Raw genomic sequence first — 19,213 nt, forward strand, 5'->3', positions numbered from 1 at the left:
TCGACAGCGCCGCCTGGGCCGCTACGTTTAGAGAACGCATCAGATCGCCTCCGCGAAATCAAAAGAGGCGCCGGCCGCGTAGCCTGGTAGGTATTGAATGCCCGACTTGCTTATGAGCCGGAAAGGCGCCGTCGGTTTGTTCCAAACGACTGGCGTGCCTGCCGACGCTGCAACGCGCGACCGGTTCACCGTCCGGATGTCGAGGATGCTCGATCCGTTTGCGACAGCATCCTGGGAAGCCATAAAAAGAGCACCCGCGCAGCCCACCAAGTCTCCGGCAAGCACAGTGGTCCCAGGGGGCGCCACCACCTGAATGTTCGGATCTCCACGAAAGAGCGGCGCGTACACCGTAGGCGAGCCCCGCAGCGTGCCGCGAGGCACCGGTCGCACGAAGTGCCAGAGGTTCACCGTGTTGACCATGCCCCGCATCGATCCGATGAAGGCCTCCATGGCGGCTCCGTCGACTGTGCGATCGCTGGGCATCGTCATGGAGATCAGCCACCGGTCGTTGAGCTGGTCGACAACCTGCTCGCTACCGTTGAAGGGCGAGGCGAACGCCCGCTGATTCACCGACATCTCGAGTGAGAACTCCCGCGGGACAAAGCCCGCGGGAAGCTGAATGATCGCCATCAGACACCCCCATAGGCTTGGCTGCGCGCGTAGGCGCCGGCCGCCTGGCGCTGGCCTGCCGCCACCGCCTTCTTGACCATGCTCACCGTCGCCACGTCGCCCACCGTGAAGTAGTAGTTGTGGGTTCCGGTGTCCCGCTCGCCTCGGTCGGATTTCTCGCCTTCGAGAACGTGGTTTGGAATGATCGTCCCCGCTTGCCGAGGCACGAACAGCTCGGGCCCTCGCTCGCCGACAAGGCTCGCCATGCCGACCGGCGGGTTCCCGCCTTCCTGGAAGCCGAGCCCCGAGAACCCCGGGCCAGCCTTCAAGGGCGCCGCTCCGACGATATTCCGCATTGCGCGCTCGAGGTTGGCAGCCGCCGGATCGTTGCGCAGCCCGGCCGCAGCCAGCGCTTTTTCGACCTGCGCATCGCGCGTATCCAGCGGCAGCGCCTCGAGCTTCTCCGAGGGGATGATCGTCCCCGCCTGCTGCGGAATGAACAGCTCCGGGCCACGTTCGCCCACGACGCTCGCCTTCCCTACCGGCGGATTGCCCCCGTCGGCGAAGCCGAAGCCCGAAAAGATCGAACCCACCAGGCTCCCGAAACCGCTCGTTAGGCCGGACAACCACGATGCGCCGCTCGAACCGCCACCAGCTCCCCGCATAGCGCTGGAGCTGCCAGCAAGCCCGGTCAGAAAATCCGTCTCGCTGTCGCCGGTCAGCGAGCTGCCCCGCCCGCGGCCTTGGCCGCCAAGCACATCGCTCAACATGCCGGCGAGCGGGCCGGTGATGTTCTGGCGGATCGTCAGGCGCGCAATATCGCCGAGGATCGAATCGACCAACCCCTTGAAGTCGAGCTTTCCCGTTCGCACGAACTCGGTGAGCTTGTCTTCCATGCCCTTGAAGGCATTGGAGACGGCCTGCTCGGTGTCCTTGTAGGCGTTCTGCGTCTCAGCGAAGTAGTTCTTCGCGGCCTCCGATGCGCCGAGCACGCCAGAGCGCTGGAGCGCGTCGATCTGGGCGTTGTAGGCTTTGAAGCTGTCGACGGACTTCTGCTGAAACTCGTTGATCAGCGCCAGCTCGCGGTCGTAATCGGCCTTGCGGCCGGTGAACTTCCCATTGCGACTGTCGCGCTCGAGATCCTGGCGCCGCTGCTCGTAGGTCTGCTCGATCTGGCTGATCGCTGCGTCGTAGTCCCGCTGCTTCGTGCCCTGCCCCATTCCCGACACGTCTAGTGCGCGCGAACGATTCGTCGTGTCCAGCAGCGACTGCGCCGCGGCGCGAGCATCTTCCATCGCGGTGCGCAGCTTGTCAGCAGAGTCCGCCGCCTGAATGTTGAGCACCTTCAGGTTCGTGGCTGCGGTGCCCTGGGCCTTCACGAGCGACGCGCGCGCGTCATTGATCTTGCGGTCGTTGTCGATCGCGTCCTTGCCCTTCAGGCTCTTCTGTTCCTCCTGGAGCCGCTTCAGCTGGTCGCGAGCCGCGTCGATCTCGGCCTGATCGGCCTCCTCCACGAGCTTTCGCTTCTGCTCGTAGTAGTCCGCCTCGCTGATGAGGCTGGCATTGCGCTGGGCCTCGAGCACCTTCTCGCGGTTGTCAAGCTCTCCCTTGAGCTGGTCCGTGCCCTTGCGGATGGCGTCGAGGTCGTAGGCGAGCTGGGCCTTTGCCTCTTGCTCGGCGGACTTGTCGACCTTTGCCTTCTCGGGCTTGAAATTGATATCGCCGACACTTTCAGTCTTGTTGAGCTTGCGCGACAGCGCGTCGCCGTAGTCCTGACCGATAGCCGCGGTAGCGACCTCGTTCCGCTGCTTCGCACGCAAGACTTCGAGGTAGCGGGCGTTCTCTTGGAGGGCGTCCTCAATACCGCGCGTTGCAAAGCCGCGTCGCGTCGAGAATTCCAGATCCTTCTGCAGGCGTTCGCGCTCTCGCATGAACTGCTTGATGTCGGCGCCGTTGTCGCCGGTCATCTTGCCGAAGCCAACCATGTCTTTGGCCGCATCCTTCACGATCAGGCCCAAGCCCCCCAGCTTCGCGATGTCGCGCGCGTTCTGGAGAAACTGGGTCATGGCCGGCAGCAAGTCGGTCATGAGGGCGCGGCCTGCATCCGTCGCATTGGTCTTGAGCGCGAACAGCTGCTTGTTGAAGGCCTCCGCGTTTGCCGTCTGCTCGCCGGTCACCTTGCCGACGAGCTGCGTTTGTTCGGCCAGGTCCTTCAGGAAAGGAGCCACCTCTTTGACCGACTTGCCGAACAACTCTTGGACGAGCCGCGCTTTGTTGCCATCGTCGGTGTAGCCGGCCAGCGCAACCGAGGTCAGTCGAAGTGCCTCGGCCGGGTCGATGCTCTTCAGCTGCTTGGCATCGAGACCGATCTTCTGCAGCGCGATCGAGATGCCATTTTTCCCGTCGGCCTCCTTCAGCGAAGCATTGAACTTCACCATCGCGCCGGTCACCACATCCATCGTGGTGCCGGTGCGCATGGCGACATCTTCCAGCGCGCTGATGTTCTCGATCGTGGCGCCGGTTACATCCGCGACGTCGTTCAGTGCATCGAGGCCGTCGATGATCTGCTTGCCGAAGTAGACGGCGGCGATGCCTGCCGCTCCGAGTGCGGCGCCGATCCTCTCCCCGGCCTTGCTGACTACGGAATCGATTTCCTTCGCGCGCTTCTCGGCCGTCTTGGCTGCACGGTTGATGTCGGTCTCGAATGACCCGGTGCGGGCCAGCAGGTCGACGACGATGCTGCCAAGGGTGGTGCTCATGAAACGCTACCTGATCGAAGAAGGCCGATTGCCGCGAACAAGTCGCGATCGGCGTCGGTGTGGTCTTCGTCCACCCTCACCGGGGGATCGAAGTAGTCGATGAACGGCTGCACGTTGCCGTCACCCCTCCACCCCATCGCCGCCACCAGCGCAGCCGGCCGGTGGAAGCGATGGAAGTCGTCGAAGGGGTATTCGCAGTAGAAGTCGATCCAGTCCTGAAACTCAGCCGCCGTCAGGGCTTCGCGCCACTCGGCGATGGTTCGGCCACCGAGGGCGAGAGCGAGGACGTGCCAGAACCACTGTTCTCCGCGCTCTCGGATGCGTTTTTTCGCTCACCCCCGCCGTTCAAGGCGATCACCTCGAGGAACAGCTTGTTCATCGGGTTCGGCTTGAGCTGCAGCGCCTGCTCGTAGGTAAGGGCCGGCATGCCGTTGGCTTCGCACAGGCTCTCACTGATCAGGAAGGCGGGCGCCCCTGCGCGCTCGTCCGGATCCTCGGAAGCATCGCGGATCTGGAACTTGCGGTACGTCGCCGCGGACAGCTCGCGGAAATGCAGCTCGTGTTTGCTGCCGTCCGAGAGCGTGATCTCGCGCTTGTGGATCTCGGGCGAGACCAGCAGTGCGTCGTACTTGCTCATGGCGTGTTGAGGTCACCCACCACCGGGCCCGCACGCTGGATGGTGATGGTCCCCTTCCAGATGTTGTTGCCCGAGATGTCGTAGGTGACGTCCGAGACGAAGCCGTCGAAGATCAGCGACGCGCGGCCGATGACCTTCTGCAGCTTGCTCGCCACCGCCGTCGGCGCCGTCGCAGCGTCGGAGCTGTAGATGCCCCAGGAGACGACCTGCTTGCTCGTCTTGAGCGCCAGCAGCGAGGCCTGCGTCGCCTCGACCCGCTGGGGGTTGAAAGCCAGCGTGACCTGGCCGGGCGTGCCGAGACCGCCGACGAAGGTCTTGTCCTCGGGGTTGTCGAGGTCGGTGGTTTCGATCTGGTCGGCCGGGCCGCCCAGGCCCGTAATGCCGGAGATGCCGACCGCCTTCGTCGCTGCAGTCGGACCCGAAGCCCAGTAGAGCTCGGTCTTCTGCGTCTTCATGACAGTTCCCATGATCTTGCCTTTCGAGAGATGCGGGAGAGAAAAAGAAAAGGGCCGCGCAAGGCGGCCCGTGGTGTGGGTGCAGGTGTTGGTCTATGGGGTGTCCGGCGGCCCCCTCACGTCGGCGTGCATCACAGAGTAATCCCGGTTTTTGCGGCCTCAAAACCTTCGGCTGCGGTCATCTCATTGGCTGAAAGCAGCCGCCCGATCAGCAGCAAGCCATGCAAATTCCCGTTGAAGGGAGTCGAAGCGTTGTTGCGCCTGCCAATGAACAACGGATAGGAGCTGAAGCGGCCACCCCCCTGCGGCCCCGTGTGCGCATACACCAGTACGCCGTTTACTCTTAGCAATGCACTCGGCGCGGCAATGTCGGACACGCAAGTAACGACCGCACTCACCGGCGCGTTGAATGCCATCGAGGACGTATACGGAATGACTTGCAGCGTGCCCCTCGATGCGTACTGAAATCTTGCAGCCCCAGCGCTTCCTGGAGCCGAGAGATCGAAGGAACCATTGTTGGAAAGCGAGCCACCCAAGCCAACCAGGCAACCGTCGGCCGCGTCGCTCGCCTTTGCGGCGCCGACCGATAGGGTCAGCTTATCCGTCCCCGACATGTCGACATTGCCACTCGTGAACAGGCAATCGTTTGAACCATCGAAACGCAGATAGCGCGAGAAACCCGAGGCGTTGTAGTCCGTCGCGGCGGCAATGCGCTGGTACGGCATGGGTGCCGCCCCTGCGTTGAGCTGAGCACCCCAGATCGCCACACCCACACTGCCCGCCGCCGGCAAGATGTCGCCGCGCACCGTGAGCTGGAAAAAACCTCCACCCACAGCCACCTCCGACCGACCAATTTCCACCCAATCGGCGGTGAGGACGTAGTTCAAAAAGGCCGCTCCAGACACATGCCTGAACAGGACTCGCTTTCCGACATCGCCAGCGGTCAAAGCTTTGACCCATACCCGCCCGTAGTAGGCTCCTCCGGTTGCAACCCCACCGGCGGTTTGAAATAGCATCGAAAGGTCGGAGGCCGTCGTGCCGCCAGCGATCGAGAAGATCACTTCGTCGGCAGTCATGGTGCCATCGGGCGCGACCTGCGTGTTCGGGGTCACTGCAGGCGCAGTCCCGGTACCGCCCGTGGTCTTTCCCCACGCGGCGTTCTCGAACTGCTCGCTGTAGGTCAGCATGTTGACGCGCGCACTCAGCACCGGCCGCGCAGCTGCAACGGCCTGCGAGACGTGATTCCCGCGTCCGGACTTGTCGAGCATCAGTCCAACCGCCTGCTCGAGCGCCGTGACCGGCATGGTGCCGGCGGCGTCTTGGAACAGCGTGCTCATGTCGGCCGGATCGAACCAGGCGCCCTGCGAGCCGTCCCCGAACATCGAGAGGATTTCCTCCTCGACCGTCTGCAGGTCGTAGTCGAAGCCGCCGCTGCGCTGGATCTGGATCGTCCCGCGCCACAGGTCGTTCGACTGCATCCGGATCGTGAAGTTGGACACGAAACCCATGAAGCGGATCGACACCCGGCCCGACGCCGGTTGCAGGATGCCGCCGGCCGCGACCGGCTGCGTCGCCGCATCCGAGCTGTAGATGCCCCACGAGACGATGTCGCCGCTGTCGCGCAGCTTCAGCAGCGCACGATGCGCGACCTCGCCTCTCTTCACGTTGAACGACAGCGTGACCGGCCGCGGGCTGGCGACGCCCGCCACGCAGGTCCCGTCGGCGCCCGTGGCGAGGTCCGAGGTGTCGATCGCCTCGCGAGCGCCCTCGATACCTTCGATGCCCGACACCGCGGTAGCCTTGATGACCTCGCCCGTGCTGGTCGCCCAGAAGGCCTCGGTCTTCTGGCTCTTGATGACAGTGCCCATGGTTCAGGTCCGGCAGAAAAAAGGCCGCACGAGGCGGCCGGTGTTGAGAGAGGCCCGAATCACTTGGGCGTGATGAAGTCGAAGGCGTAGCCCATGCGGAAGCGCTGGGTTTCGAAGTCGCGGCCGTCAGCGATGAAGGCCACGCACACGCCGCCCTTTTCGAGCGCCGCGCGCACCGCGTTGGCGAGCAGCTCGACCTGCTTGTCGTCGTCCGCCCAGCAGTCGACGTGCACGCGCGCGAAGTCGGCAGCGGCGCCCTGCAGATCGTTGTCAGGCGCACCGCCAGGCACGGCCCACGTCACGTAGGGAACCTTCACACCCTGGGGCGCCGTGCCATGCCGGTACACCCGCACGGGATCGTCAACCGAGGCCCCTGTGCCGATCAGGGCCAGGACGGCCGGCGCGGCCTTGAACAGAGGGAACAGCAGAGGCAGCATCAGCCCTTTCCTTTCGCGACCTTCCGGATCGCCTTTTCGACCCCGGCGGCGAGATCCTTCTCAACCGTCGAGAGCGCCTCCTCACGCGCCGAGAAATAGGCCGGCGTGGCCCACGGCTCGGCCGGCTGCTTCTCGCTGCCGCCCTCGAGCCACCGCCCCGTCATCACCGCCGTGACCGGCTTGCCGTTCTTGTTCTTGCGGTCGCCGTACTTCCGGCCTCGGGCGATCAGCACCCGATACCGCTCGTTCGCGCCCGCGCGCTGCGGGTTCGAGTCACGGCGCACCACCACGGCGTTTTCCAGCACCCGCGTGCTGGTGAAGCCCTCGGCTTCGGTGTCGCGCGTCACGCGCTGGATGTTGGCCTTCATGGCCTTCTGGATCACGACGCCGCCCTTGCGCAGCGACGCCTTCACGGGCCCGCCGTTCTTGCTCGCGATCTCAGGGGGCAAGCTCCTCAGCTTGTCGAGCACCTCGTCGAGCCCCTTCAAGGTGCGGGTGTCAGCCATCGAGATCCGCCGCGTTGGTCACTGGCAAGTAGACTGGCCCGTCGTCGTCGAGCGACGAAACGTCGACACGCTCCTCGTCGCCCTCTTCCTCCTCCGTCTCAGCCTCGGCCACCCGGGGAAGGAACGCGCACTGCACAGACACCGGCTCGCGCAACGCGAAGCGAACCTCGAACCACTGCACGCCGGCCGGGATGCCCAGCTCCTCGCACAGCAGCTCCCGCAGTTCCTTGCCGCGCCCCGTGTGGGGAAGCAGGATCTCAGCCATTGCGCAGTCCTTTCTCGGCGAGGATCGAAACGTGCCGAGCGAACGTCGGGTCGTCGATGACCGCGACGATGTTGTAGAGGTCGTCCCCGTGCTTGATCCGCATGGTTTCGACGAGCGCCAGGCCGGCGCGGATCACAATGCGCGCGGTGGCCTTGCTCTGCGCGGCGGCGGCGGACAGCAGCTCGGAGCCGGAAAGCGGCGTGATCTCCGCAGGCACCGAGCTGAAGGCGGGCACCCAGCTTTCCGTTTGGGTGCCGTCCGTCTGGTCTTGAACCGTCTTGAAGGCGCCGATGTCGACGCGGTGCCGAAGGCGCGGTGCGAGCATGTCAGATCCCCATGGAAACGCGATACGGACGCACCAGCTGCTCAGCAGCCTTCGTCAACGCCTCGATGTCGGCCGGCGACGCTGCGTCGGCCTTGGCCTGCACCAGCAGACACACGGCTGGGTAGACCTCGGGCGCGACATTCGAGGGCGTTGCCACCACCTCGGGGAGTGGCACCCCCTCGGCATCGAAGAACGGCGGGTAGTCCTGCGGGATCGTCGGCAGCTGGACGCGGTTGAGATACCGGCAGATCTGCCCCTCACTCGCGTCCAGATGCTTCTGAAGCATCAGGTCGTCGGCGCTGTGGATGTAGCGGAGCGCCGCCTTCACGTCCGCCAGCGCCGTGACGCTCATTCGCTGGCCTGCGGCGCCGAATCCAGCAGCGCCTGCAGGTCGGCCTTCTTGGCGTTGTCGGGGATCGGGATCTTCTTGGCCTCGAGTGCGGCGATCAGCTCGCTCACCTTGAGGCCGTCGGACGGCTTCGAGTTGCCGCCGGCCTGTTCGCCCGCTTGGCCGCCCACCGTGGTCTCGGCACCCTTCGGCGGCTCGACATCGTCGGTCGCATTGACGTAGCGCGCGCAGTTCGCTTCCTTGACCAGGTGGCGCGCGAAAGCCGCATCGGTGCGCAGGATGTCGCCCGTGGCGAGCGTGCCGTAGCGATGGGTGTGCGCGGTCGTGGTGATCTCGACTTGGATCAGGTCCATTTCGATTCTCCTGAAAGGTTGGGTGGGGAAAGGGCCGGCCGAAGCCGGCCCGGGGGGATCAGGCCGGCACGAGATCGCCGTAGCGAGCGGCGGCCGGCTTCTCGACCGTCAGCGCGCAACGGCGCTCGGCGCGGATCGTGATCAGGTTCAGCTGGAAGTTGTTCTCGTCGGAATCCGACATCTCCACCACCACGCCTTCGCGGATCCACATCGTGGCCGCCTGGGCGAGGTTGCCGACCCACACCTTGCCCGCGGTCATGGCGTTGGAGGCCACGACGCTCGCACCGAAGAGCTGCGGGACGGCGGCCGAACCGGGCTCGCCCAGCAGGTAGCGGCCCTGGGTGTCCTTGGCGAGCCGCATCTTCCACCAGTCGCCGGTGTTGAGGATCACCACGTCGGCCGGGTAGTCGGCCAGCGCGGCGTCGCCCATCGACGCGCCGATCAGGTCGAAGCGGTTGTTCGACAGGCCGGCGGCGGTCAGCGTGGCGGCCGTGTAGCCGTGAGCCGTGAAGTTGCCCGTGTTCAGCAGGCCGTTGATGTTCGGCGCCGTGCCGTTGCCCACGAGAAGCTGATTCTCGACGCGCAGGTTCACGCCGTAGATCATGCGACGGTTGATGTACGCGGCCAGCGCGGCGTTGTCCTTCGCGAGCTGGCGGGTGATCTTGATCCAGTGCGCCACCGTCGAGATCGGCATGGTGCCCGGCGCGAAGGTGATGCTCGACTGCGGCTTCGCAACGCCTTCGGCCGTTTCGGCCGCGGCGTTGGTGAACACGTTTTCACGAACCCAGTCGATCGACGGCGCTTCGGTCGGGATCTTGGTCAGCAGGTCCTCGATGGTGAACACGCGGAAGGCGCCTTCGACCAGGCCCGGACGGCGCTCGCTGAAGGTGTTGCCGATGGCATTCGTGACCGTGTTCTTGAGCTCGAGGCGCACGCGGCCGTGCGCATCGGCTTTGGCAAAGCCTTCGAATGCCGCGTTCTTGACGAACTGCTCGCCGAAACCATCTTCCTGCTTCGACTGCGGGTTGTCTTGGCTGCTGGCACGTTGCTCGATCTGCAGAATGCGGTCGGCCAGCGTTCGTTGTTCGACGCCCAAGTTGTCGATGGCGGTCTTGGTGTCCTCGCTCACCTTGCCGAGGGTCTTCAGCTCGCCCTCGGCCTTCTCGGACATGGCCTTGATGCTGGACTCGACCTTCTCGACGGCCTTCATGACCACCGACATGTCGATTTCGCCCATCATGCCCACGGCAGCGAGCCCCATGGCGACGTGCGGGTAATGGTTGATGAGCGCCGGCACATCGACGCCGGCCGCTTGCGCCACCACGCAGGCGGCGGCAATGGAAAGCGCGAACACGCCGCGCAGAGTGAGACGAGAGAATTGCATGTGGACCCTTTGAAATGAAAAAGCCGCCCGAAGGCGGCTGGTTGCTGATTGCGGAATGCGCTCTACGCGCCGAGGTCGGCCAGGCGCTGGAGACGCCCGACAAGCTCTTCGACGGCTTTCGCCTCAGGCGCTCCACCTTCGGGATCCCCCACGAAGCCGAACACCTTCTTGACGCGGGCCACCAGCGCAATGGAGGCCCCTTTGCTGAGGCCGCCTGCATCCCGCAAGAAGCTCTCGAGATCACGAACCGACTCGATGCCTTCGATGGCATCGGTCAGGTCAAAAGATTTCACGGTCGAGCCGTCGATGCGCGCAGCGCCGTCGGCCGGGAACACCACGGGGGAGATCTCCAGCAGCTTCGCCCACTTGCGGATGACCCGGCCGTTTTCGGTTTCGTCGTAGTCGCCGGACTTCACGTATCCGCCGATGCTCAGCCCGTCGAGGGTGCCGTGCTTCATCGCAGCGCGCACGTCCGAACTGAGCGAGAGATTCGGGGTCAGCTCACCCTCGACATAGAGGCCGTGATCGTCCTCCTTCACGGTCAGGTACTTGCCGATCGGCATGCCCCACTCGTGGTTGAAGAACATCTTCGGCTTGCCATTGGCCCGCAGAGTGGATTCGAACGCCCCCTTGATGATCGTGTCGCCATAGGAGTCGACGCCGCCGAAGACCGATGCGTAGCCGGCGAACGTGCCGACATCGCCCTCCATCTTGAGATCGACATCACTGAGCTTGAGGGTCTTGCGAAGAAGCATTCGAGTCTCCCGAGGAGGCCGAGGGTTTGATCTTGCCGAGCATGTCGATCGGCGCGAGGTTGGTCTGAGCGGTGAGGACATCACCACCAGGTAGCGGCGGTTCGTTCTCGAGCTGCCGCATCTCGTTGCGGGTCGCCAGACCGTTCTGCACCTTCTTGGCGGCGATCTCGGCGCGATCTTTCGCGCTGCCGCGCAGAAGGGCATCGAGGTTGTGCTCGACGGTGTAGCGCGCACGCTGGGCCGGGGTGAGAACCTGCTTGGTCACGGCCTGCTGAATGTTCACGGACAGCGGGCCGATGGTGAATTTGTGAAAGCCGTCGATGATCTGTTCGATGCCGCTGCCCCAGGCCGAGACTCCGGACTGGGCGTGATGCACGAGGATGGGCGGCACATCGAACCACCGGCAGATCTGCTCGACGCCAAAACGGCGGGTCTCGAGCAACTGCTGGTCAGCCGGGCTGATGCTCAGCTGCTGGTATTTCATGTTGGCCTCGAGGACGGCCAGGCGCTGGGTAGTTCCCGTCGCCAGCTCCCCATAGTTCTTCCGCAGCTCCTCGCGTTGCTTCGGCGTGATCGATGCATCGATCATCAGAACGGCAGTCGGCTTGCCGCTGCTTGAGAAGAGCTTCGTCGCGCTCTCTTGGGCCTTCGCCTGCTCGTCCGTCGTAGCCCGCATGTACTCGAGCTTCGAAAGGCCGGTCGTCCCGTTGCCCAGGTTCTTCAAGTGCAGCACGTTGGATGCCGCCAAGACCGCGATGTCGCCATCGATGCGGTACTCGTACACCATCGAGCCGTCCGACAGGACGTAGGGCTGCACTTGATCGGCGGGCATCGGCCATAGCGCAACGGCCTCGCCTCCGATGCGCTCGATGCGCGCATAGCCGTTTCCGCGCAGGTCGTAGTACATCATCATCGCCCGCCAGAAGTCGAAGGGCGACATCCGGCCATTCGGCGAGTCATGCAGCAGGCCATACAGCCGGCTGCTCCGCGCGAGGACCTTGTTCGCGCCCTTCGTCTCGTAGGTGAAGAACGGAAGGCTCGCGATGATGGTCGCGCGGCGATCGATGCATGCCCACACCGTATCCAGCTGCAGTGCGCCGTCGGCGCCGATGTTGGCGATTCCCTCCACCAGCGGTGCATTGGGGACGCTCGTCTGCAGGCCGGCATGCGCACTGAGGGCATCCGCCCCCCAGCGTAGCCAGCGTCCGAGGGCGTTGTAGACGATATTTGCCATCAGGTAACCATCGGGTTCGCGAGGATGTCGTCGAGGTCAAGCCCCGGTTCGTCCACGCATGCGCGTGCCACCGCCATGATCGTCGCGATAGCGCCGTCGATCTTCTGGTGCGGCTTCTGCTTGATCGGCGACACGAGCCCCTTCTTCGCGGGCCGCGCCACCATGTTCGACATGCACCACGTCGTGATCGGGTTCCCGTCGTGGTGGAACCGTCCGTCCTTCACCGCGGCGATCAGCTCGTCGAGCGGCACCGCAAAAGCGGCAGCGGTCTGCACGAACTCGACAACCTCGATGTTCTTCGCCTGCACCGCCTGCATCATCTGCACGGCGTTGAAGGGATCGAAGACAGCCTCGCGCGGGTTGAGCCGCTTGCAGTCCGAGATGATCGTCTCGGTGATCAACTCAAAATCCACTGTCGCGCCGTCTGTAGGCGTCAGGAATCCCTGCTTCACCCACTTCGCATAGTGCGCAGCGTTCGGCCCAGGCTCCTCGATCGCCGCCTCGGGCAGCCAGTACCGACCAAACAGGTAGTAGTGCGGCAGTCCGTGCGACATTCGCCGGTACAGGCGTTGCGCCGAGCACAGGTCGATTTTTGACGCCAGGTCGGCCGCGACCCAGCAGTCGGCTCCGAGCAGCTCTTCTTCATCGAGGTCCGCGTCCTTGCACAGCTCCCACTGCTGCATGTTCATGACCCCGGCCATGACCGAAGTCCAGACGTTCAAGTGCTTGGTCTTGAACTTGTTCTGCTGCAGCGGATTCAGCATGGCCGTGCGCTGCTGGGCCTGCAGGATGTCCGCGTCGACCGACACACCGTAGTTCGGGTTCGCCTTGATCAACGACTTCGGATCCGCCCAGTCGTCGCCCGGATCAATGCCGAAGATGCACGCGAACAGGTGCTCGTCCTCCGTCGTCCGCTCAAGAACCTTGATCGCTTCGTCGCGCTTGTCGTAGCAAGGGCTGGCCGTGTTCTGCCCCGCCGTCGTGATGATCAAGATCAGCGGCTGCTCTCGCGCCATGATCCCCGTTTCCATCGTGTCGAGCAGGGCCGGCGTCGGGTGCTCGTGGTACTCGTCCACGATCGCGCACGAGGGCGAAGCGCCGTCGCCCGGGTTCCCGATGATGGGCTCAAATTTCCCACCATCACCAGGCCGCAACAACACCTTCGCGGTCACCTCCACGCCGAGGCGAGCGGCAAACTTCTCGCTCCGCTGCATCATCAGCTTGGCGGGCTTGAACACCTCCCACGCCTGCTTCTCCGTCGTGGCGCCCGCATACACCTCGGCGCCGAACTCGCCGTCGGCCGTGAGCATGTAGAGGCCGATGCCAGCGGCAAGGATCGACTTCCCGTTCTTGCGCGGGATCTCCCAGTAGACATTTCGAAAGCGGCGCTTGCGGGTGGCCTTGTTCAACCACCCAAACAGCACCACGATCAGGAAGCACTGCCAGGGCTGTAGCTTGATCGTCTCCTTCTTGCTGGCCCACTTCCCTTTCGTGTGAGGCAGCAGCTCGATGAACCGGCAGACACGCGCGCCCGCCTCCGGATCGAAGACGTAGCCCCATGCCTTCGACTTGGCACGCTCAAGGTCAGCGAAGTGGCGCTCGGCCGCACGCTTCACATACTGCGACGCCAGGATCTTCCCGGCGAGAACCTGGCGTGCGTACCACTCCGCCTTACTGGCGTGCCCCTCCGGCGGCAGCGAATTCTGCGTAGGGGTCTTCTTCGCCATTCGGTTTCCGTCCCGACACCTTTGAACGGTCGGCCGGTGTCATGCCGAGTCGCGCGCAGACGGTTTCGAAGCGGATCCCGAGCTTCGGGTCGATCTCTTCGGAGTTGCGCAGTTGCGACAGCACTCGGGCGCCGTACTCGAGGAACAGACGATCGGCAGCACAGAGAACCCCCTCATGGCTGAGCCCGACCAGCTCGAGCCAGCATGCGCGAGCGCCTTCATCGAGATGCTCCGGCGGATCGCCGATGTCACCCACCGGCGGCGGCTCGTTCTCGCGCTCGCGAGCGCGATCCGGGTTCTTCTTGAACGCGCCGTTCAGCTCGAGCACGTTCGACGGCTTGCGGGGGCGTGCCATAGGTCAGCTTTTCATTTTGTGGATGTGAAAAAACGACTCGGCGCCTGGTTTCCAGTTGAAGAGGGGTCGACTTTTTTACTGCCCCTCGTTGTATAAACGCAACACTGTTGCATTTATACCAATCTCGCCCCGATTCGGTGCGTTATCGCCGATTCCGGCCGCGCTGGGCCTCGTCGAGCGTCTTTTCGCGGTGGTGCGCCTCGCATAGCGGTTGCTCGTTGCTAGGGGTGTCCGTCCCGCCCTCGGCGAGCGGCCTGATGTGGTCGCGCTCGGTCGCTAGGGTCACGAGGCCCAGGGCCTTGCAGGCACGGCACAGCGGCTCACGCCTGAACAGCGCAGCTCGCATCTCCTGCAGCTTCCTGCCGCGAACGCGCTGCGGCGCCGGGGCGGCACGCGACCACGACGTGACCTTGTGCGCTTCGCAGCGACTGCTGCCATCACGCACGAGCGCGCGACATCCGGGGTAGCTGCAAGGCTTAGCAAGGTGGCCGGGCATGTTCCACGCGAAACGAGATCAGGCCGCGTCGCCCTCTTCGGGCACATAGGGGCGGATCATCGGCAGGATCGGGGCCTGGATGAACGGGCCAACCTCGCGAACCGAGATCTCTCCTTCACCGTGCACCGAGAACGTGAAGTGCGAGCCAGGCTGCATGCGCGTCTCGCCTGCCTCCGTCTTCACGACCGTTTGCTTGTTGCCGCTGACGGCCATGTGGACGAGGGTGGTCATTCGAGCCCCAGAAATAAAAAGGCCCGCGCGAGGCGGGCAACCCATGGCAACTGCGAACCCATGGAGGAGACAACTGGAGCACCCCGAGGGAATCGAACCCTTCTCTGCGCTGCTTGGAAGGCAGGCGACACGGCCCGCGTGCTGGGATGCAAAAACGAAGAAGCCGCCGAGGCATGCACCTGGGCGGCTTCATATAGACGTGCATCTCCATCGCTTACTACCGATGTCGCTACAGGCATTGCCAGGCTGTTGCATCGGGCATTCGACAGAGAGTCGAGGGGCAGAGTCGTCAGCACAACCCGCGCACCTCAGGCGCGATTATGCCGCGTGATGGAACTTCCGCAAGCGGTTCTTGAGCGACTGCCTCGCGCGCGAGACGCAGTCGTCCATGTAGTTCGCCACGCGGCGGCCATCCTGACCATGCGGCACCGGAGCGATACCGGTCCCGCCGCATGCCTTGCAGGCCTTGGTGTTCGCGGCACGATGACCCGGCACAGCCACCACCTTGCAGCCATGGCAGTGCGGGCAGGTCTGGTCGAGCCAGTAGGCGATGATGGCCGGCACCTTCGCTCTCGCCTCCACGATTCCCCAGCGCGGGACGTAGCTCGTGAGCTGCACGCGCACGGACGGCAGGCTGGTGAGCTTGCCCACAAGCTTCGCCATCTCCGCCATGTACCAATCGTTCGCTTGGCGCCGGGCCATGGCCGTGCGCTCGGCACGCTGCAGGGCGCGGGGCATGGCGTCGGCCAGCGTCTCGATCGCTGCCACGGTCGGGCGCCGCGGCTTCTCTGCCTTGTCCCACTCGCTGTGCAGGCGCAGCAGCGCCATGCCCACACGCGAAGGGCTCCAGCCCGCCGCGATCATGAGGTCGGCATCGGAGGTGGTGTCGCCCTGCACGCGGAGATCCGAGCTGTTGCCTGCCGAGGTGTAGGCCTCTTCGACGCAGCGCTTGTCGTCATTGAACATCCAGCCTCCTCTCAGCTCTGGAGCATGGCTTGCAGTTGGCGGAACTTCTCGGCCCCCTGTTCGGCCTTCTGGACCATCTCGGCCGCCTCGAGCGCGGCGGCTTCGACTTCCTCTGCAGCCTGGCGCATGGCCTTCGCGGCCAGGGCCAGTCGAGCGAGCGGGTCCTTCTTCTCGGGCACGGGAGATGCAGGCGGGCGGGCCGGCGGGGTTTGGTGGGTCGTCATGGGCTCCTCGGTCTGGTGGGTGGTGGTCTTGGGGGTCACGCGCGTGAACTCGCCGCGGTTCGGCTCCTTGATGAGGCCTTGGCCTCGCAGGTTGTCGAGGCAGCCATCGACCAGAGAACGGTCGCAGCTGACGCCCAGGCGGCGGAGCTCGGCGTGAATCTGCGTCTTGCTCCAGATGGCCTGGGCCGGCACCGCGTCGAGGACCTTGCGGGCGATGGTGTTGAGGCCGCTGGCGATGCGGGCGATCTTGGCTTCGTTCATGCGTGCGCCTTTGCGGGGAGCAATGACGGGTCGATGGTGGGCAGAGGCACTGGCGGGAGCCATGCCTTCGATTCGTCGATGGCATCGTCGCCTGGATCGCGGAATGGCCGCAGCACGCCGTCATAGACCGAGACAAACACCTCGCCGGACGGAGAAATCAATGGTCTCTCGATGAACCAGCAGACGTATCCCACCTCGATGAAGGAAGAAAGGCAGCGCACGACTCGCCCATCGGCCCAAGCGTTGCTTTGATCGGGAGACTTCACAATGAACGCCACATCCCCGGGCTTGCAGTTCACGATGCACCTCCTTCGGCGACAGGTTGAATCTCGATGGTCATGAAGCCCTTGCCGAGCGTGGCCGGCGCCTGGGCGTAGACCCAGTCGATCGACTTGTCAGCGTCGTCGCGGCCGAGCCATTCGGCAACGGCGTCGCGCGGAGCCTTCAGGCTGCCCTGCAGGTTGTCGCCGTCGAGCCCCTTACCCCACATGCAGCGGGTCAGGATGACGCGCACCGGGCCCTGCGGCGCACGTTGCGTGCGCAAGGTCCAGCCGACGGCACTCTTCTCGTTCTTCACACGGCGGGCACGAGCGAAGTGGTGCTCGCGGATGTTCATTCCGTTGCCGAGCTTGAGGTCGATGATGAAGATCAAAGTTTTCCGCCTTTCAGGAGAAAGCAAGCTGTCCAGTGCTGGCCTTCGGGGGAGTCGTAGGGGAAGCGGCACGCGTCGTTTCGCGTGGAACAATCGCGCGCGGCTCGGTTCGCTTCGAGTTCGATCCTGTAGCGGGCACTGGCCGAGAGCCGACCGCCAAGGCCAGCAGCCCGGGCAAGCTCGCGAATTCCGGGTCTTTCGCCAGCTCCTTCGCGCGATGCCAGCAGTGCTGCTTCCACGCCTCCGGGTGCTCCTCCATCAGCCATAGCAGGTGCTGCAGGTGTTGGTCCAGCGCCATGGCTCATTGCCTCCGCTCCCGTGCGATCAGCCCCGTGAACAGGTTGCCGGCCGGAACTTCGGCCCAGGACTTGCCCTGCTTCACGCGCGAGATCATGGATTGCGCTACGCCGTACTCGATCGACAGCTCGCGCTGCGTCTTCGACGAGGCCCGGATCGCACGCGCCATTTCGAGCGTCAACTTTTTCGCCTCGAGGCGCCTGGCCTTGCGTGCGGCCACGGCTTTGCGTGCGGCAACGTCCGGCCGAGCGATGGTGGTAACGATCTGCTCCGCGCGAGAGATGAGCTTCAGATGCTCCACGCAACGCGGTCGACCGCACGAGGGCACCACCACTTTGTCGGCCGGCAGGCGCCCTTCGCGCATCTCCCACACCCGTCGCCTGAGGCTGCGAGTACCTTGCCGCGGGCAAATCCTTGGACAGCCCGAATCGTCGACGGGGCCCGTCCAGAGCAGGCAGTCGCCGCACTCCTCGCATCGCGCCAGCAGGCGCTGCATGTAGCGAACCTTGTCCATCAGTGCAGCCCTCCCGATGCGCCGCGCTCGGCGGCTTGAGCTTTGCGAACCTTCGCGAGGTAGGCCGGCCACTGCTCGGTCTGAGTCCACCGGCCCAGCCCGAGGCGCTCGCCCTCGGCCTCGATGGCCGGCTGCGAGTCCGGGTCCGGCGGCGGCTTCTCGGTCGATGGCAGGACTTCGACGGCCGAATCGCGGCGCCTGCCCTCCGCGACCGACAAGGCATAGCTGAACGGCTTCTTGCGCTTCACGGCCTCGGTGGCGGCGTCGACCAGTTCGCCCGGCGTGATACCGGCGCCCAGCAGGTTGAGCAGTTTCGGGTGCGATGGGCTCACGTCGGCCAGGCCGGCTGCCCGCATTGCCTTGCAAACCTCGCCGACGCGCGCGCTCGCACCTTCCGACCGAAGGGAGGAAGTCTCCTCTTCTCTACTCTCCTCTCCTCTAGGCTGTTTTTGGTGTGACGTGGCGTGACTTGGCGTGACGTCGGCTGTCACGCCAGATTCGGCAGCGCGTTGCTTGCGCTTGCGGTCCGTGGCTCCATCGTCTTCGCGCTCGCGCTTGGGCTGCCTCTTGTGCCACGCGATGACGTGGAACTCGTCGATAAGGCCGCGGTCCCTCATCGCCTTCAGGATGTCGGCGGTGCGCGTCTCGGTCGCGGGGAAGTTGAAGAGGCAGTCCAGCGCCTCGGCATCGATCTCGCCGAAGACGCCGCGCTCCTCCGCCTGGCTGGCCGCCTCGAGCACGTAGGCCCAGACCGCCAGCACGTCAGGCAGGGATGCACCCGCCCGGCGAGCGACGAGTTGGAACTTCGGATCGGTGACCGACCCGTGATGCCAGCGAAACCAGTCCATTCCTGCCATCAATCTCCTCCCTGCGCGATACTCCGCGGCGAGGAGACGAAGGAGATTGAGACATGGACCAAGACGAGAAACGGCGCCTTTGGGTTGACGTGGTTGGCGTGCTGGTGGTCGTATCGGCCCTTGGGCTGATAGCGCTTATTGCAATGGGAGGCTGGAAGTGGACGAGTGAATTTCTCGTTTCGGCCGGGCCCGCCTGGGTTCAAGCCGTTGGAGCGGTTGTCGCAATTTATGCTGCGTGGAGCATTGCCGACGCTCAACGCGGGCAACGCGAGATCGCGGAGCAGGCAGTCGCTCGAATCACCTTCCTGCGAATCTCGGACATGTATAGAACCCTTAGCGCCATGCTTATTGCGGGGCCTGACATCCTCGACTCGCCTCTTTACGCCAAGAACCCGCATGCAGTGCTCAAGGCATTCTTGGATCGGTGCGATCGCGCCCCGCTTCCCTCCGATGAGCAACTTGCTCGAGTGGGAGTCCTGTACCTTGAATATGCGCGGCTTTACGCAACCGCGATAGCTGATTTTCAAAGCATGTGCTTTCTGATGCGCCTGCAAGCCGAGAACGAAGTCATGTCGACAGAGCCAATCCGCCTTCGTGAGAAGCTGCACACGCATCTCGCTAAAGCAAACAGCGCGATGGAGCGCTCGAAGCCCCTCTTCGACAAAGCCTTCCGCGACGCTGGAATTCACTAGTCTTT

The 19,213-nt window shown here is 64.5% G+C and carries 26 protein-coding genes and 1 tRNA gene; 1 reads left to right on the forward strand and 26 read right to left on the reverse strand.

Annotation, left to right across the window (positions count from 1 at the left end; translation table 11 throughout):
- Positions 1 to 39: 39 nt before the first annotated feature.
- The 26 genes from ACODT0_RS04045 to ACODT0_RS04170 all read right to left on the reverse strand — a co-directional run bounded on the left by ACODT0_RS04045 (position 40) and on the right by ACODT0_RS04170 (position 18,516).
- Entirely contained in the window at positions 40 to 630 is a 591-nt protein-coding gene (locus ACODT0_RS04045) for a hypothetical protein (protein ID WP_489040646.1), read from the reverse strand.
- Positions 630 to 3,368, reverse strand: coding sequence for a phage tail tape measure C-terminal domain-containing protein (locus tag ACODT0_RS04050; RefSeq protein WP_489040647.1), 2,739 nt, complete (start codon positions 3,366 to 3,368; stop codon positions 630 to 632). The genes ACODT0_RS04045 and ACODT0_RS04050 overlap by 1 nt, the downstream gene beginning before the upstream one ends.
- A complete protein-coding gene (locus tag ACODT0_RS04055) occupies positions 3,365 to 3,688 on the reverse strand; it encodes a phage tail assembly protein T (RefSeq protein WP_489040780.1) in 324 nt (107 codons plus the stop codon). The genes ACODT0_RS04050 and ACODT0_RS04055 overlap by 4 nt, the downstream gene beginning before the upstream one ends.
- Positions 3,601 to 4,005 carry a hypothetical protein gene (locus tag ACODT0_RS04060; RefSeq protein ID WP_489040648.1) on the reverse strand — a complete coding sequence of 135 codons (405 nt, stop codon included), beginning with the start codon at positions 4,003 to 4,005 and terminating at the stop codon, positions 3,601 to 3,603. Before ACODT0_RS04060 ends, ACODT0_RS04055 begins: the two co-directional genes overlap by 88 nt.
- A complete protein-coding gene (locus tag ACODT0_RS04065; protein ID WP_489040649.1) occupies positions 4,002 to 4,460 on the reverse strand; it encodes a phage tail tube protein in 459 nt (152 codons plus the stop codon). Before ACODT0_RS04065 ends, ACODT0_RS04060 begins: the two co-directional genes overlap by 4 nt.
- Before the next feature lie 131 nt (positions 4,461 to 4,591).
- A complete protein-coding gene (locus ACODT0_RS04070) occupies positions 4,592 to 6,328 on the reverse strand; it encodes a phage tail tube protein (protein WP_489040650.1) in 1,737 nt (578 codons plus the stop codon).
- Positions 6,329 to 6,387: 59 nt separating this feature from the next.
- Positions 6,388 to 6,765, reverse strand: a complete 378-nt coding sequence (locus tag ACODT0_RS04075; RefSeq protein WP_489040651.1) for a DUF3168 domain-containing protein — start codon at positions 6,763 to 6,765, stop codon at positions 6,388 to 6,390.
- On the reverse strand, positions 6,765 to 7,271 hold the full coding sequence (locus ACODT0_RS04080) for a hypothetical protein (RefSeq protein WP_489040652.1): 507 nt from the start codon (positions 7,269 to 7,271) through the stop codon (positions 6,765 to 6,767). Before ACODT0_RS04080 ends, ACODT0_RS04075 begins: the two co-directional genes overlap by 1 nt.
- Positions 7,264 to 7,536: a hypothetical protein gene (locus tag ACODT0_RS04085; RefSeq protein ID WP_489040653.1), complete on the reverse strand. Its 273-nt coding sequence runs from the start codon at positions 7,534 to 7,536 to the stop codon at positions 7,264 to 7,266. The genes ACODT0_RS04080 and ACODT0_RS04085 overlap by 8 nt, the downstream gene beginning before the upstream one ends.
- Positions 7,529 to 7,861 carry a phage head closure protein gene (locus ACODT0_RS04090; RefSeq protein ID WP_489040654.1) on the reverse strand — a complete coding sequence of 111 codons (333 nt, stop codon included), beginning with the start codon at positions 7,859 to 7,861 and terminating at the stop codon, positions 7,529 to 7,531. The genes ACODT0_RS04085 and ACODT0_RS04090 overlap by 8 nt, the downstream gene beginning before the upstream one ends.
- 1 nt (position 7,862) lies before the next feature.
- The gene (locus ACODT0_RS04095) at positions 7,863 to 8,213 is read right to left on the reverse strand and encodes a head-tail connector protein (RefSeq protein WP_489040655.1); all 351 of its coding nucleotides are present in this window, start codon (positions 8,211 to 8,213) and stop codon (positions 7,863 to 7,865) included.
- The gene (locus tag ACODT0_RS04100) at positions 8,210 to 8,563 is read right to left on the reverse strand and encodes a HeH/LEM domain-containing protein (protein WP_489040656.1); all 354 of its coding nucleotides are present in this window, start codon (positions 8,561 to 8,563) and stop codon (positions 8,210 to 8,212) included. Before ACODT0_RS04100 ends, ACODT0_RS04095 begins: the two co-directional genes overlap by 4 nt.
- Positions 8,564 to 8,621: 58 nt before the next feature.
- Positions 8,622 to 9,947, reverse strand: coding sequence for a phage major capsid protein (locus ACODT0_RS04105; protein ID WP_489040657.1), 1,326 nt, complete (start codon positions 9,945 to 9,947; stop codon positions 8,622 to 8,624).
- 62 nt (positions 9,948 to 10,009) lie between these two features.
- Complete coding sequence (locus ACODT0_RS04110) at positions 10,010 to 10,702, reverse strand: HK97 family phage prohead protease (protein WP_489040658.1); 693 nt, start codon at positions 10,700 to 10,702, stop codon at positions 10,010 to 10,012.
- Entirely contained in the window at positions 10,671 to 11,936 is a 1,266-nt protein-coding gene (locus tag ACODT0_RS04115) for a phage portal protein (RefSeq protein ID WP_489040659.1), read from the reverse strand. The genes ACODT0_RS04110 and ACODT0_RS04115 overlap by 32 nt, the downstream gene beginning before the upstream one ends.
- Positions 11,936 to 13,663, reverse strand: coding sequence for a terminase large subunit (locus ACODT0_RS04120; RefSeq protein ID WP_489040660.1), 1,728 nt, complete (start codon positions 13,661 to 13,663; stop codon positions 11,936 to 11,938). The genes ACODT0_RS04115 and ACODT0_RS04120 overlap by 1 nt, the downstream gene beginning before the upstream one ends.
- The gene (locus tag ACODT0_RS04125) at positions 13,608 to 14,018 is read right to left on the reverse strand and encodes a hypothetical protein (RefSeq protein WP_489040661.1); all 411 of its coding nucleotides are present in this window, start codon (positions 14,016 to 14,018) and stop codon (positions 13,608 to 13,610) included. Before ACODT0_RS04125 ends, ACODT0_RS04120 begins: the two co-directional genes overlap by 56 nt.
- Before the next feature lie 142 nt (positions 14,019 to 14,160).
- Positions 14,161 to 14,514 (reverse strand): HNH endonuclease, encoded by a 354-nt coding sequence (locus tag ACODT0_RS04130; protein WP_489040662.1) that lies wholly within the window; start codon positions 14,512 to 14,514, stop codon positions 14,161 to 14,163.
- Between the two features lie 18 nt (positions 14,515 to 14,532).
- A complete protein-coding gene (locus ACODT0_RS04135; RefSeq protein WP_489040663.1) occupies positions 14,533 to 14,745 on the reverse strand; it encodes a hypothetical protein in 213 nt (70 codons plus the stop codon).
- A gap of 74 nt (positions 14,746 to 14,819) precedes the next feature.
- Positions 14,820 to 14,895: transfer RNA gene (locus ACODT0_RS04140), tRNA-Gly, on the reverse strand.
- Between the two features lie 168 nt (positions 14,896 to 15,063).
- The gene (locus tag ACODT0_RS04145) at positions 15,064 to 15,711 is read right to left on the reverse strand and encodes a hypothetical protein (RefSeq protein WP_489040664.1); all 648 of its coding nucleotides are present in this window, start codon (positions 15,709 to 15,711) and stop codon (positions 15,064 to 15,066) included.
- 11 nt (positions 15,712 to 15,722) lie between these two features.
- Positions 15,723 to 16,196 (reverse strand): hypothetical protein, encoded by a 474-nt coding sequence (locus tag ACODT0_RS04150; protein ID WP_489040665.1) that lies wholly within the window; start codon positions 16,194 to 16,196, stop codon positions 15,723 to 15,725.
- Positions 16,193 to 16,495: a hypothetical protein gene (locus tag ACODT0_RS04155; protein ID WP_489040666.1), complete on the reverse strand. Its 303-nt coding sequence runs from the start codon at positions 16,493 to 16,495 to the stop codon at positions 16,193 to 16,195. The genes ACODT0_RS04150 and ACODT0_RS04155 overlap by 4 nt, the downstream gene beginning before the upstream one ends.
- Positions 16,492 to 16,848: a hypothetical protein gene (locus ACODT0_RS04160; RefSeq protein ID WP_489040667.1), complete on the reverse strand. Its 357-nt coding sequence runs from the start codon at positions 16,846 to 16,848 to the stop codon at positions 16,492 to 16,494. Before ACODT0_RS04160 ends, ACODT0_RS04155 begins: the two co-directional genes overlap by 4 nt.
- 301 nt (positions 16,849 to 17,149) lie before the next feature.
- Positions 17,150 to 17,659 (reverse strand): hypothetical protein, encoded by a 510-nt coding sequence (locus ACODT0_RS04165; RefSeq protein ID WP_489040668.1) that lies wholly within the window; start codon positions 17,657 to 17,659, stop codon positions 17,150 to 17,152.
- Complete coding sequence (locus ACODT0_RS04170; RefSeq protein WP_489040669.1) at positions 17,659 to 18,516, reverse strand: hypothetical protein; 858 nt, start codon at positions 18,514 to 18,516, stop codon at positions 17,659 to 17,661. The genes ACODT0_RS04165 and ACODT0_RS04170 overlap by 1 nt, the downstream gene beginning before the upstream one ends.
- A 53-nt stretch (positions 18,517 to 18,569) precedes the next feature.
- Between ACODT0_RS04170 and ACODT0_RS04175 the strand changes: the two genes are divergently transcribed.
- Positions 18,570 to 19,208, forward strand: a complete 639-nt coding sequence (locus tag ACODT0_RS04175) for a hypothetical protein (RefSeq protein WP_489040670.1) — start codon at positions 18,570 to 18,572, stop codon at positions 19,206 to 19,208.
- Positions 19,209 to 19,213: the final 5 nt, after the last annotated feature.

It is taken from the genome of Variovorax sp. FG153 (genome assembly GCF_057809595.1).